This window comes from Amycolatopsis sp. NBC_00355 (assembly GCF_036104975.1).
In the GTDB taxonomy this organism is placed as follows: Bacteria; Actinomycetota; Actinomycetes; order Mycobacteriales; family Pseudonocardiaceae; genus Amycolatopsis.
In genome coordinates this window covers 451,186-463,142 of record NZ_CP107982.1, presented here as the reverse complement: position 1 = coordinate 463,142, position 11,957 = coordinate 451,186, and the positions used below count along the sequence as shown (strand labels likewise).

Sequence of the window (11,957 nt, the reverse complement as noted above, 5' to 3'; positions counted from 1 at the left end):
ACCCATCATCCGCGAAGAAGACTGTGACGGAAATTCACTGGGGTGCGGACCACCGCGATGGAATGCTTAGGACTGCAAAGCAGTTGACTCCGGTCATGGCCACCCCGAGGAGCACGCCACCGATGACGACCCCGGCCCCCACCAGCGTGAAAGGGGTCGGCTTCCGGTCCGAACGCGGCCCGGTGCTGATCGCCGTCATGCTCAGCACGGCGCTGGTCGCGCTGGACAGCACGATCATCGCGACCGCGGTGCCCTCGGTCGTGCGCGACCTCGGCGGGTTCTCGCAGTTCCCGTGGCTGTTCTCGGTCTACCTGCTGACCCAGGCGGTCACCGTCCCGCTCTACGGCAAGTTCGCCGACGTGCTGGGCCGGCGTCCGGTGATGTTCTTCGGGATTGCGGCGTTCCTCGTCGGCTCGGTGCTCTGCGGGGCCGCGTGGAGCATGCCGGTGCTGATCGCCGCCCGCGCGGTGCAGGGCATCGGCGCGGGCGCGATCCAGCCGATGTCGATGACGGTCATCGGCGACCTCTACACAGTGGAGGAACGCGCGCGGGTGCAGGGCTACGTCGCGAGCGTGTGGGGCGTCGCGTCGGTCGTCGGGCCGACGCTCGGCGGCGTCTTCGCGGAGTACCTGGACTGGCGCTGGATCTTCTTCATCAACCTGCCGCTCGGCGCGATCGCCGCGCTGATGCTGCACCGGAACTTCGCCGAGCGCGTCGAGCGCAAGGCGCACAAGGTCGACTACACGGGCGCGGGGCTGCTCACGATCGGCTGCTCGCTGGTGATCCTCGGCCTGCTCGAAGGCGGCGTCGCGTGGGGCTGGGGTTCGCTGCCGAGCGTGGCGATCTTCGTGGTCGGCGCGCTGCTGCTGGTGGCGTTCGTCCTGGTGGAGAAGCGCGTCGCGGAGCCGGTGCTGCCGCTGTGGGTGTTCACCCGGCGCGTCCTGGTGGGCGGCAACCTGGTGGCGGTGGTCGTCGGCGCGGTGTTGATGGGCTTGACGTCGTACCTGCCGACGTACGCCCAGGGCGTCCTGGGCGCGGGCGCGCTGGTGGCGGGGTTCGCGGTGGCGGCGCTGACGGTCGGCTGGCCGCTGTCGGCGTCCTTGGCGGGCAAGATCTACCTGAAGATCGGCTTCCGCGACACGGCGCTGATCGGCAGCGCGTTCGTCATCGCGGGCGGAGTGCTGGTGGCGATGCTGAGCGCGACGTCATCGATCTGGGCGGCGGCGTTCGCGGCGTTCGTCCTGGGCATCGGCCTGGGCCTGTCATCGAGCCCGACGCTGGTGGCGGTCCAATCGGTGGTCGGCTGGGACCGGCGTGGCGTGGTGACGGGCACGAACCTGTTCAGCCGGTCGCTGGGGAGCGCGGTAGGCGCGGCGGTGTTCGGGGCGATCGCGAACGCGACTTTGGCGTCGCGGTTCGCGTCGCCGCCGGCGGAGGTGGCGGGGAAGCTGCCGCCGTCGGTGGACGCGACGAGCCTGGTGCTGGGGAGCCACGAGGACACCCCGGTGACGAGGTTCGTGCGTGGGGCCTTGGCGGACGCGACGCACTACGTGTTCATCGGGCTGCTGGCCGTGGCGGCGCTTTCCGTGGTGGCTCTGCTGCTCATGCCGCGGAAGACGGAGCAGCTGGAGTTCTAGTTCCTCAGCGCGATCTTCGGTGACGTCATCGGTGTGGCCGGGACGCTCCTGGGCACCTGGGCAGAGCAGTACAGCGTGGCGCCGACGCCGACGAAGCCGCCGAGGCCAGGTCGGCGTGCTGGCTCGCGTACACCCCCCGCATCGTCTTGCAGAAAGGCATGCGCTCGAGTTTGATCGAGTAGCGGACTGCGGAAACCGGGGCCAGCTGGAGTTCTAGTTCTGCAGCGGCACCAGTTCGCTCTGGAACTTCTCCAGGAACTCCTCGAAATCGCCGTGCCCCGGCCGGATCACGAACTTCGACAGCCCCGCCTCGATGTGCTGCTCCACCAGCCGCCGCGCCTCCGGCCAGCTCGTCGCGATCAGGTCCGTCACCGGTACCCCCGGACGACGGCGGGCGGCCACGGACGTCAGCGCGTCGGGGAGGCCCTTGTCCGCCACCACCAGGCTCAACCCGAAGTGGTCCTCCTCGATCTCGCGCCCGGCCTCGGACGCCGCCCGCTGGATGGCCAGACGGGCCGCGAGGGACTCCGCCGGCGTGTGGAAGCTGCCCAGCCACCCATCGGCGAGCCGGCCCACCCGGGCCAAGGCCGCCGGGGCGGTTCCGCCCAGCCAGACGTCCAGGGGCTTCGCCGGGCGTGGGCCGAGCGTGGCGCCCGAAACCTGGAAGAACTCGCCCTCGAACGACACGTCGTCCTCGTCGAGCAGACGCCGGAGCAGGACCAGTGACTCGTCGAACACCGCCGCGCGGCGGCCCTCCGGGACCGGGAAGAGGTCGTGCTCCGCGGTTCGGGCCGGGCGCAGGCCGAACACCGGGAGGACCCTCTTCGGGGCCAGGCCGGCCAGCGTCAGCAGCTGCTTGGCGACCAGGACCGGGTGGCGGCCCGGGAGGATCGCGACGCCCGTGCCGACCTTCAGTTTCGACGTCCTCGCCAAGGCGTGGGCCATGCCGATCATCGGGTCGACTTCCGGTGAGTAGACCAGCTCCGACAGCCACAGCGAGTCGACGCCCGCCGCCTCCAGGCGTTCCGCCAGCCCGGCGAACTCCGCGGGTCCGGACCCCTGCGCCGGCGCCACACCCAGCCTGATCTTCAGCACACTGCCCCCTAGCTCGACTGAAGAGCACAACGCGCCGGGACGTCGGGGGCATTCCGCCGAGGCTCAGGCGGTGGCGGCGATGACCCGGCTCAGCGCCGCGTGCAGGGCCTCCAGCTCGGCCACGTCCATGCCGAGCGTCTCGACCACGCGGTACGGGATCTTCTCCGCCTCGGCCCGCAGCGCGCGGCCCTCGGCCGTGAGCTCGACCGTCAGCTGACGCTCGTCCGTCCGGCTGCGGGCGCGCGTGACGTACCCGAGCGCCTCCAGCCGCTTGAGCAGCGGAGACAGCGTCGCCGGCTCGTGGCGCAGCGACGCGCCGAGGTCCTTGACCGATCGCGGCGAGCGCTCCCACAGGGCCAGCATCACCAGGTACTGCGGGTGGGTCAGCCCGTGCGGCTCCAGCAGCGGCCGGTAGATCGCGATCACGCTGCGCGAAGCCACCGACAGCGCGAAACACACCTGCCGGTCCAGCTTCAGCGGGTCCTCCCCCAGGTCGATCTCGGGCACCGACACCTCCAGACGTCGTCGCGAGGCAGCCTACCGTGTCCTCCGCGACACTAATGATTAGTGCACTAACGATTAGCGTACGCTGCAATCAGGACGACAGAGAAGGAGAGCCGACATGGAGCGACCCGGGATCCTGCGCTGGTTCGGCTACGCCGTGGGCGTGCGGCTGCCCGACCGCTACGCGGACTGGGTGCTGCACGACGCGACCTCGAAGCACTGGCGGGCCCGGTACGTGCTCGAGCGGTCGACCGGCATCGTGCCGCTGTGCCTCGTCTGGCTGCTGCTGCCCGGCCCGATCGGGCTCCGGCTCTCGCTGGTCCTGATGGCGGCGCTGGTCGCGTACTTCTACTCCTGCGCGTACATGGAGGAGAGCATCGAGCACCGGCTCGGCCGGCACGGCTTCCCGCACAACACCGGCCGCCGCACCCGCGCCGAAGCGGCCGAGGCCGCCAACGCCGAGGCCACCGCCCGGTACATCGCGCGCTACCGGACGTCCCAGGACGGTTAGTTAGAGTCGGGGCACGATGAGACGCAAGCTCCGGCCGCCGATCCCGCCCCGCCACGGGCTCGACCCCGCCCGGCTGAAACTGCCCGCCGAGGGCGACTGGCCGACCCTGCTGGCCCACCTCGTCGACCGGCTGCCGCGGGAGACGCCGGACCGCATCGAGCAGATGCTGCGCGAAGAACGCATCCACGGCCTCGACGGCCCGCTGGGCGTCGACACGCCGTTCGAGCCCGGCTCGTTCATCTGGTTCCACCGCGATCTGCCCGTCGAGGTGCCGGTGCCGTTCACCATCGACGTCGTGCACCGCGACGAGCACCTGCTGGTCGTCGACAAGCCGCACTTCCTGGCCACCATCCCGCGCGGCAAGCACATCCTCGAGACGACGCTCGTGCGCCTGCGCCGTGACCTCGACCTGCCGCAGCTGATCCCCGCGCACCGGCTGGACCGTGTCACCGCCGGGCTCGTGATGTTCGTGATCACCCCGGAGCTGCGCGGCAAGTACCAGACGCTGTTCCGGGATCGCAAGGTGCACAAGGAATACGAAGCGATCGCGCCGTACGACCCGGCGCTGGAGCTGCCGCGGACCGTGCGGAGCCGGATCCTCAAGGAACGCGGGGTGCTCGCCGCGCGGGAGGTCCCGGGCGAGCCGAACGCCGAGACGTACGTCGAGCTGCTCGACCACCGCGACGGGCTGGGCCGCTACCGGCTCGCGCCGTCGACCGGCCGCACGCACCAGCTGCGCGTGCACCTCAGCGGCCTCGGCATCCCGATCCTCGGCGACGACTTCTACCCCGACCTGGTCGAGAACCCGCTCGACGACTTCACGAAGCCGTTGCAGCTGCTCGCGAAGGTGCTCGATTTCGACGACCCGGTGACCGGCGCGCACCGCCGGTTCACCAGCAACCGTCGGCTGACCGCCTGGGACGACCTGGACGCGTGGGCGGCACCCCCAGCGTGAACCGGGGGCGCCGAACCAGTTACTTGCGCCAGGACTCAGGACATCGGCCCCCTGCCGCTCCTGTGCGCACACGGCCCACCATGTCCGAGGAGGGCGCTCGCCGGCGGCCCGGCTCCTGGCGGCCGCACCGACCGCGATGCAACCCCGGTGGCCCGGGAGGTACGACCTGGCGACGATAGCGCGGGACCTCGGCGAGGCCCCCGGACCTCGGCGCCGCCACCGAAATCGAGACGCCGGCCGACGGCACGCATGGCGCAACTGCGCGAACTCCGGGCCGGGTTGACCGGAAGCCGGGTGCCGGCGGTGGTGATCGGGCGGATCGCCGGTCAATACGCCAAACCGAGGTCGGCGGCGTCCCGGCTACTGGTCCGCGGGTCGGGCGTGACGGAAATCGCCGGCTACCGCGGAGGCATCGTCAACGACGTGTCCCCCGATCCGCCCTCGCGGACGCCCGACCCCGGTGTCTGCTCCGCACGTACCACCACGCTGCGGCGACCATGTCACCGCTGCGAGCGCACGCAGTGGGGCACCCTGGTGCGAGCACAGGCGTTTTCACGTCGCACGAAGCGCTGCTCCTCCGGTACGAAGAGCCACTGACCCGGCTCCGAGGCGGCACGTCGCTCAACACGGGAACCCGCCTGCCCTGGGTCGGCTGGCGGACCGCGGAGCCGTCCGGCGGACACATAGCGCACCTCTCGGGAATCGGAAACCCCGTGGCGGTCAAGGTATCCGCCGGAACAAGCCCAGTCGACGCTCGCCGGCATCTGCCGCCGTCTCGACCCCGACCGGCCTGCACCTCGAGGCCGTGACCGAGTGCGTCGGCGGCCCGGACCTGGTCGAGGTCGGGCTTCGGCGGCGATGCGGTCTCGGTGTCGAGTGCAGCCGCGCCTTTCGTGAGGACGAGCGCGCCGATCAGCCATTGCCGGGCGTTCCCGCTGTCGATGAAGAGGCAGCCGTCGCCGGCAAGTTTCTGCATGTTCGCACCGCACTCGATCGGTCATGTGCGGTAAAGGTCGGTAAGAAGCTCGAGCACGGTGCGGGTGGCCGGGTGGGGGTCGTCGCGCCACCAGGCCAGTCGTACGTCGACCGGTTCGGCGTCGCGCACCGGCCGGTAGACGATGCCGGGCCTCGGATAGTGGTCGACGACGGACTGCGCCGTGACCCCCACGCAGCGGCCGGTGCCGATGATCGTGAGCCAGTCTTCGATGTCGCGGCTCTCCTGCGTCGCGGGGCGCGCGTTCGCGGGCCACAAATCCGCGGTTGTCGTTCCGGTGCGCTGGTCGACGAGCAGGACCCGGCTGCTGAGATCGGCCAGGTGCACCGAGCGACGCCGCGCCAAGGGGTCGGAGGCGGCCAGCGCGCACCAGCGTGGTTCCTGTCCGACGACAGCGCTCTCGAAGCGGCGGTCCTCCAGCGGCCTGCGCAGAACTGCGAGCTCCGCGGTGCCCTCGGCCAGGCCGGCGCTCGGTGTGTTGAGGCGAAGCAGGTGCAGAAGCGTTTCCGGGTGCGCTTCCCGCCACCGGTCCTGAAAGGCGAGTGTGAGCCGGCCGAGTGCCGACCAGGCGTGGCCGATGCGCAGTTCGGCGTGGTCCGACGTCGCTTCCCGCACCAGATTCTCGACCTCGGTCAGCACGCGCCGGGCGTGCGCCACGACGCGGAGTCCGATCGCCGTCGGCGAGGTTTCGCGGGACGTACGTCGCAGCAGCCGGACACCGAGGCGCTTCTCGAGCGCCGCGAGTGTGCGGGAGACCGCCGCCTGTGAGACGCCGAGCGCGATCGCGGCGTCGGTGAACGTGCCCTCGTCGACGATCGCGACGAGGCAGCGCAGCTGGCGCACCTCGACATCCATAACCAAATCGTATAGCCGGCGCGTTGCATGCATTTTGCACACGGTTCACTGCGGCGCAGGATCGATGCGTGCAAGCAGAACCCGACCGCCCGGCAGACCGCGCCGTCTTGCCCGCGAAGCCTCGCGCCGTACCCAAAGCCGGGGTCTACATGATGCTCACCAGCGGTCTTTCGACCCAGCTCGGCGCCGCGATCGGGTCACTGGCCTTCCCGGTGCTCGGCCCGGTCGGCGTCGTCGCGGTCCGCCAGTGCGTCGCGGCGGCGGTGCTGCTCATCCTCGGTCGGCCCCGCCTGCGGTCCTTCACACGGCGCCAGTGGGGGCCGGTGCTGCTGCTCGCGGTGGTCTTCGGTGTGGTGAACCTGTCGCTCTACACCGCGATCGATCGGATCGGTCTCGGCCTGGCGGTGACCTTGGAGTTCCTCGGTCCCCTCACGATTGCGCTGGCCGGCTCCCGCAGGCGGGTGGACCTGGGCTGCGCCGTGCTTGCCGTGGCGGGAGTGGTCGTACTGATGCGTCCTCGCCCTACCTCCGATTACCTCGGCATGGGGCTCGCTCTGCTCGCCGCCGCCTGCTGGGCCGCTTACATCCTTCTCAACCGTTCCATCGGGCAGCGCATCCCCGGGGCGCAGGGCACGGCCGCCGCGGTGGGACTGTCCGCGTTGGTCTACCTGCCCATCGGAGCCGTCGTCGTGGTGCACCACGTGCCTTCCACCGGCGTGGCCGGTGCGGCTGTCGCGGCCGGGATCCTGTCCTCCGCATTGCCGTTCCTCGCGGACCTGTTCACGCTGCGCCGCGTTCCCGCTGAGGCGTTCGGGTTGTTCATGAGCGTCAACCCGGTGTTCGCCGCCGCAATGGGTGCGCTCGTTCTGAGACAGAATCTCGACGTGGCCGCGTGGTTGGGCATCGTGGCGGTCGTCGCGGCCAACGTCATCAGCGTCCTCGCTGAGCCGAGGCACAAGTGACGCCGCGACAGTGCACAAAGCAGGGCGGAAACGGCGCCGTATCACGATCACTCCCTTGCCACAAAGGAGCTTCCCATGCCCGGTGTCACGCTGACCGATCATTTCTTCTCCGTTCCCCTCGACCATGATCGGCCGGAGGGCGAGCACATCGAGATCTACGCGCGCGAGGTGGTGGCCACCGGACGCGAGCGCGAACGGCTGCCCTGGCTGCTGTTCTTGCAAGGCGGTCCCGGCATGCTGCCGCCGCGCCCGGTCGGCCGGGACTCCTGGCTGGACCGCGCCCTCGACGACTACCGCGTCCTCCTGCTCGACCAGCGCGGCACGGGCCGCTCCAGCCCGATCACCCGGCAAACGCTCCCGGCCCGTGGCGAGCCCGCCGCGCAGGCCGACTACCTCACCCACTTCCGCGCCGACGCCATCGTCCGCGACGCCGAACTGATCAGGCACGAACTGACCGGCGAACCCTGGTCGGTGCTCGGCCAGAGCTTCGGCGGCATGTGCACCGTCACCTACCTCTCGTTCGCACCCGAGGGCCTGCGCGAAGCGATCATCACCGGCGGCCTTCCCGGCTTGTGCGTCACCCCCGACGAGGTCTACCGCGCCGCCTATCCGCGCGTGCACCGCAAGAACACCGCGTACTACCGCCGGTACCCGCAGGACGCCGCCTCGGTCCGCCGCATCGCCGCGCACCTGATCGAGCGCCCGGCACCGATGCCGGACGGATCCCTGCTCACCGTCGAGGCCTTCCAGTCGCTCGGGATGCTGCTCGGCACGAGCGACGGCGCGGAGGTGCTGCACTACCTGCTCGAAGACACCTGGGCCGGAACGGAGCTGTCCGACAGCTTCCTCGCCCGCGCCGCGGCGTTCCTCGGCTACGCCCAGCTGCCGCTGAAATCGCTCATGCTCGAACTCACCTACGCCCAGCGCGGCACCGGCGCGCCGGACTGGGCAGCTCAGCGGGTGCGCGGCGAGTTCCCCCAGTTCGACGCGCGCAGGGCGGTGGCCGGGGACGACCCGGTGCTGTTCACCGGCGAGACGACCTACCCGTCCCTCTTCGACCAACCCTGTCTCGCGCCCCTGCGAGAGCCGGCCGAGGTGCTGTTCGCCCGCGAGGACTGGCCCGACCTCTACGATCCTCAGCGCTTGGCCGCGAACGAGGTCCCCGTGGCCGCCGCCGTCTACCTCGACGACATGTACGTCGAGGCCACGTACTCGCTGCAGACCGCCGAGACCATCAGGGGCCTGCGGCTGTGGGCGACCAACGAGCACGAGCACGACGGGCTTCGCGTCAGTAGCGGGCGCGTCCTCGACCACCTGCTGCGAATGCTGCACGGCCAGATCTGAAGCGGAGCGCCAACCGGCTGAGAACCACCACGTACCGACCCGAATCGGCTCACGCGTAGCGAGGGGGCGAGAAGTCCCGCCTCGCCGACGGCACGGTCATCCCTGGCGATACGTCGTCAGGGAAGTCGCCGACGACGACCAGCAAAGGGTTCCGCGTCCGGAAACTCACCCGTCAATCCACGCTCGAAGGCCGCCGTCGATTACTTGCGCGGCGCGGCGGACTTCCGCCAGGACACGCTCGCGAACCTCGTCCAAGCCGAGGTCGCCGTACAGGTGCTTCTTCACCGCATCGGCCTTCACGTCCCACAGCCCCACCAGCGCGGTCGCGGCAATCCTCGGCTCCGGGGCGTCCGGGCTCAGGCCGATCCGCTCGGCCAGGATCCCCGCCGCGACGGCGACCACCTGATCCCGCGCGTCGCGCTGATGCGCGCGCAGTGCGGCCGTGGCCTCGACCAGATCGGTGAAGCGCCGCATCATGGCACGAGCCCGCACCGGATCGTCCTGCCCGCCGAGCCAGGACAGCAAATCCCCGAGCTCGCCGGCCACGATCCGCTGGACGGCCGTCACGGGCGGTGTCCCGACGTCGGCCAAGCTCGACCGCAGTGACGCGGCCGTGGCGTCCCAGCGGTCCAGGACCAGCGACTCCTTGGTCGGGAAGTAGTTGAACACCGTCTGCTCGGACACGCCGCACGCCTCGGCGACCTCCGATACCCGGACAGCGTCGAAGCCCCGTTGCATGAACATCTCGGTCGCCGTGTCGGACAGCTGCTGACGCATCAACCGCTTCTTCCGCTCACGCAACCCCTCCCGAGCGGGCGCACCCTCCTTCGGGGCACGCGTGGTCGTCCAGGTCACCGATCGCGCTTCCATCACCGCAGCATAGTCTAGCCGCTCACTTTTTCGTGCTACTCTAATTTTTGAGTCACCCAAACTTAGGAGTCGTGATGACCACCACCCCACGCATCGCCATCGTCGGAGCCGGCCCCGGCGGCCTGCTGTGCGCCCGCGTCCTGCAGCGACACGGCCTCGAGGTCGCCGTCTACGACACGGACGCCGGCGTTCACGCCCGCGACGCCGGCGGCACGCTCGACCTGAAGGCCGACTCGGGCCAGATCGCCCTCGAAGACGCCGGCCTCCTTGCGCGGTTCCGCGCCCTCGCCCGCCCCGAAGGCCAGGCGAAGACCAGCCTCGACCAGCACGGCACGGTGCTGTCCGCCTTCGTCCCGGAAGAACAGGACGAGGCCGCGAACGAGATCGACCGCGGGCAGCTGCGGGCCCTGCTCGCCGAACACCTCACGGCCGGAACCGTGCGCTGGGGCCACAAGCTGCACACCGCGACCCCGCTCCCCGATGGCACGCACCGCCTCGAGTTCACCAACGGCACCGTCACCGAGGCCGACCTCCTCATCGGCGCCGACGGGGCGTGGTCACGCGTGCGCCCCCTGCTGACCGACGCCACCCCGCACTACAGCGGCATCTCGTTCCTCGACGCCCGCTTCGACGACGTCGACCACCGGCACCCCCGCGTCGCGAAGCTCGTCGGCACCGGCCACATGTTCGCCACCGACAACGCCGGCCGGGCCCTCATCGGCCAGCGCAACAGCAACGGGCACGTCCGCGGCTACGTCGCCATGCGCACCGACCCGGACTGGTGCGACCAGGCCGGGCTGGACCTCGAGGACCGGGCCGCCACGCAGCGGTTCCTGCGCGCGGAGTTCGCCGGCTGGTCCGACGACCTGACGCCGTTCATCACCGACGGCGACGGCGGCTTCGTCAACCGGCCGATCCACGTGCTGCCCGCACCCCTGACGTGGGAGCACCGGCCCGGGGTGACCCTGCTGGGCGACGCCGCCCACGTCATGGCGCCGTGGGGCGGGTTCGGCGTGAACCTCGCGATGCTCGACGGCGCGGAACTCGCCCGCGCCGTGGCCGAAGAACCCACGGTCGACGACGCCATCGTGCGCTACGAAACGGTCATGCTCCCCCGCGCCGGCGAGTACGCCGTCGGCGCCAACCAGGCCATGGAAAGATTCTTCGCCACCAAGGACTTCGACCCCGCCGACATCCCCGACCCCGCCGCCGAACACCGCGAGTCGATCGCCGCCGCCGCCGAATACCGCCGCCGCAACCCCTTCGCCGCGAGCTCCACCTGGACACTGCGGTTCCGGACACCGGGCGGGGAAAAGCGGTCCACGCTCGTGTTCGACACCCCAACGGGGACCCTCGACGGCGTCCCGGTCGAAAACCTCCTGCGCACCGGCGACGACCTCACGTTCACCGCCAAGATCACCACCCCTTTCAAACTGAAGATCACCTGCACAGCCACGATCGACGGCGACACGATGACCGGCACCGCGAAGGCCGCGATGATGGCGATCGCGTTCACCGGCACCCGCGGGGCGGCATCGTGACCGACCGCCGACACAGCGGAAGGACCGGTCTCGTGTCCCGATTTCGCGGCCCCGCCCGACATCTGATCGGCAAGGTGCTCATCTCCACCGTGGCCATCGCCGGACCCGCGGGCGCGATAGCGGCCGACTGGAACGAAACCCACGTGTTCAACCCGACGTGGTCACCGCACGCCAAGTTCCACAACGGACAGACGATCACCCTCGGCTTCGAACTCGCCGCGGTGAGCCTGTGGCAGCTGTGGGGCCCGGGAGCCCGGTCCCGAGCGGCGGTGCGGTGGGCGACGTTGTTCGCCGGGTTCTACTCGGCGACGCAGGTCCCCGCGATCCTGTTCCCCGGCGCCGCCTTGGTCGACCCCGAATTCGCGGACCGCCTGCCCGTCGTCGCCGGGGTCAGGCTCAACCAGCTCATCCCCGTCTTCGTCGTGCTCGCGCCGCTGCTCGCCGCGGGATACCGGCTCGCGCGGCCTCCCGTCGAGCGGTGAACCACCGGCGGGGTCGGATCCACGCCCTCGATCCGGCCCCGCAGGGCAACTCGACAGCACCACTCCTGGCGACGAGATCGCCTGTGAAATCGTTGACAGGTCTTGGAGCGTGTCTTATTTGGCGAGTTTCTTGGAGCAGGATGGCGGCGCCGGTGCCGGTCCTGGGACGCCGTGCTGCGACGGCTGCTGATGACGCGGACGCGCCCG

Annotated in this window: 13 protein-coding genes; 9 read left to right on the top strand and 4 right to left on the bottom strand. The window is 70.5% G+C overall.

Going from position 1 to position 11,957, the window contains the following annotated elements; translation table 11 throughout:
- Positions 1–122 precede the first annotated feature (122 nt).
- Positions 123–1,637 carry an MDR family MFS transporter gene (locus OHS18_RS01845; RefSeq protein ID WP_328456754.1) on the top strand — a complete coding sequence of 505 codons (1,515 nt, stop codon included), beginning with the start codon at positions 123–125 and terminating at the stop codon, positions 1,635–1,637.
- 213 nt (positions 1,638–1,850) lie between these two features.
- Here OHS18_RS01845 and OHS18_RS01840 read toward each other — a convergent pair whose 3' ends face one another.
- Together OHS18_RS01840 and OHS18_RS01835 are read right to left on the bottom strand one after the other, a co-directional pair.
- A complete protein-coding gene (locus OHS18_RS01840) occupies positions 1,851–2,732 on the bottom strand; it encodes a TIGR03854 family LLM class F420-dependent oxidoreductase (RefSeq protein ID WP_328615660.1) in 882 nt (293 codons plus the stop codon).
- A gap of 63 nt (positions 2,733–2,795) precedes the next feature.
- Positions 2,796–3,239, bottom strand: coding sequence for a MarR family winged helix-turn-helix transcriptional regulator (locus OHS18_RS01835; RefSeq protein ID WP_328615659.1), 444 nt, complete (start codon positions 3,237–3,239; stop codon positions 2,796–2,798).
- A gap of 115 nt (positions 3,240–3,354) precedes the next feature.
- Between OHS18_RS01835 and OHS18_RS01830 the strand changes: the two genes are divergently transcribed.
- The 4 genes from OHS18_RS01830 to OHS18_RS48485 all read left to right on the top strand — a co-directional run bounded on the left by OHS18_RS01830 (position 3,355) and on the right by OHS18_RS48485 (position 5,511).
- Positions 3,355–3,747, top strand: a complete 393-nt coding sequence (locus OHS18_RS01830; RefSeq protein ID WP_328456760.1) for a DUF5313 domain-containing protein — start codon at positions 3,355–3,357, stop codon at positions 3,745–3,747.
- Positions 3,748–3,763: 16 nt separating this feature from the next.
- Positions 3,764–4,702, top strand: a complete 939-nt coding sequence (locus tag OHS18_RS01825) for an RluA family pseudouridine synthase (RefSeq protein WP_328615658.1) — start codon at positions 3,764–3,766, stop codon at positions 4,700–4,702.
- A gap of 249 nt (positions 4,703–4,951) precedes the next feature.
- Positions 4,952–5,299, top strand: coding sequence for a 3-deoxy-7-phosphoheptulonate synthase (locus OHS18_RS01820; protein WP_328615657.1), 348 nt, complete (start codon positions 4,952–4,954; stop codon positions 5,297–5,299).
- Positions 5,200–5,511 (top strand): 3-deoxy-7-phosphoheptulonate synthase, encoded by a 312-nt coding sequence (locus OHS18_RS48485; RefSeq protein WP_442875333.1) that lies wholly within the window; start codon positions 5,200–5,202, stop codon positions 5,509–5,511. The genes OHS18_RS01820 and OHS18_RS48485 overlap by 100 nt, the downstream gene beginning before the upstream one ends.
- A 188-nt stretch (positions 5,512–5,699) precedes the next feature.
- On the opposite strand, the gene OHS18_RS01815 is transcribed toward OHS18_RS48485, so the two are convergent.
- Positions 5,700–6,584: a LysR family transcriptional regulator gene (locus OHS18_RS01815; RefSeq protein ID WP_328615656.1), complete on the bottom strand. Its 885-nt coding sequence runs from the start codon at positions 6,582–6,584 to the stop codon at positions 5,700–5,702.
- Between the two features lie 35 nt (positions 6,585–6,619).
- Between OHS18_RS01815 and OHS18_RS01810 the strand changes: the two genes are divergently transcribed.
- Positions 6,620–7,513 (top strand): EamA family transporter, encoded by an 894-nt coding sequence (locus tag OHS18_RS01810; RefSeq protein ID WP_328615655.1) that lies wholly within the window; start codon positions 6,620–6,622, stop codon positions 7,511–7,513.
- Positions 7,514–7,588: 75 nt separating this feature from the next.
- Positions 7,589–8,857, top strand: coding sequence for an alpha/beta fold hydrolase (locus OHS18_RS01805; protein WP_328615654.1), 1,269 nt, complete (start codon positions 7,589–7,591; stop codon positions 8,855–8,857).
- Positions 8,858–9,022: 165 nt separating this feature from the next.
- Here the strand turns inward: OHS18_RS01805 and OHS18_RS01800 are convergent, their stop codons facing one another.
- Positions 9,023–9,727, bottom strand: a complete 705-nt coding sequence (locus OHS18_RS01800) for a TetR family transcriptional regulator (protein ID WP_328615653.1) — start codon at positions 9,725–9,727, stop codon at positions 9,023–9,025.
- Positions 9,728–9,801: 74 nt separating this feature from the next.
- Between OHS18_RS01800 and OHS18_RS01795 the strand changes: the two genes are divergently transcribed.
- Both OHS18_RS01795 and OHS18_RS01790 read left to right on the top strand, forming a co-directional pair.
- Positions 9,802–11,268, top strand: a complete 1,467-nt coding sequence (locus OHS18_RS01795; RefSeq protein WP_328615652.1) for an FAD-dependent oxidoreductase — start codon at positions 9,802–9,804, stop codon at positions 11,266–11,268.
- A 74-nt stretch (positions 11,269–11,342) separates the two neighbouring features.
- Positions 11,343–11,750, top strand: a complete 408-nt coding sequence (locus tag OHS18_RS01790; protein WP_328615651.1) for a DUF6640 family protein — start codon at positions 11,343–11,345, stop codon at positions 11,748–11,750.
- Positions 11,751–11,957: the final 207 nt, after the last annotated feature.

What these genes read in the sequence shown, in the direction of transcription:
- OHS18_RS01845 (WP_328456754.1), top strand. Translation starts at nt 123, where the DNA reads ATGACGACCCCGGCCCCCACCAGCGTGAAAGGGGTCGGCTTCCGGTCC.
- OHS18_RS01830 (WP_328456760.1), top strand. Translation starts at nt 3,355, where the DNA reads ATGGAGCGACCCGGGATCCTGCGCTGGTTCGGCTACGCCGTGGGCGTG.
- OHS18_RS01825 (WP_328615658.1), top strand. Translation starts at nt 3,764, where the DNA reads ATGAGACGCAAGCTCCGGCCGCCGATCCCGCCCCGCCACGGGCTCGAC.
- OHS18_RS01820 (WP_328615657.1), top strand. Translation starts at nt 4,952, where the DNA reads ATGGCGCAACTGCGCGAACTCCGGGCCGGGTTGACCGGAAGCCGGGTG.
- OHS18_RS48485 (WP_442875333.1), top strand. Translation starts at nt 5,200, where the DNA reads ATGTCACCGCTGCGAGCGCACGCAGTGGGGCACCCTGGTGCGAGCACA.
- OHS18_RS01815 (WP_328615656.1), bottom strand. Translation starts at nt 6,584, where the DNA reads ATGCATGCAACGCGCCGGCTATACGATTTGGTTATGGATGTCGAGGTG.
- OHS18_RS01805 (WP_328615654.1), top strand. Translation starts at nt 7,589, where the DNA reads ATGCCCGGTGTCACGCTGACCGATCATTTCTTCTCCGTTCCCCTCGAC.
- OHS18_RS01800 (WP_328615653.1), bottom strand. Translation starts at nt 9,727, where the DNA reads ATGGAAGCGCGATCGGTGACCTGGACGACCACGCGTGCCCCGAAGGAG.
- OHS18_RS01795 (WP_328615652.1), top strand. Translation starts at nt 9,802, where the DNA reads ATGACCACCACCCCACGCATCGCCATCGTCGGAGCCGGCCCCGGCGGC.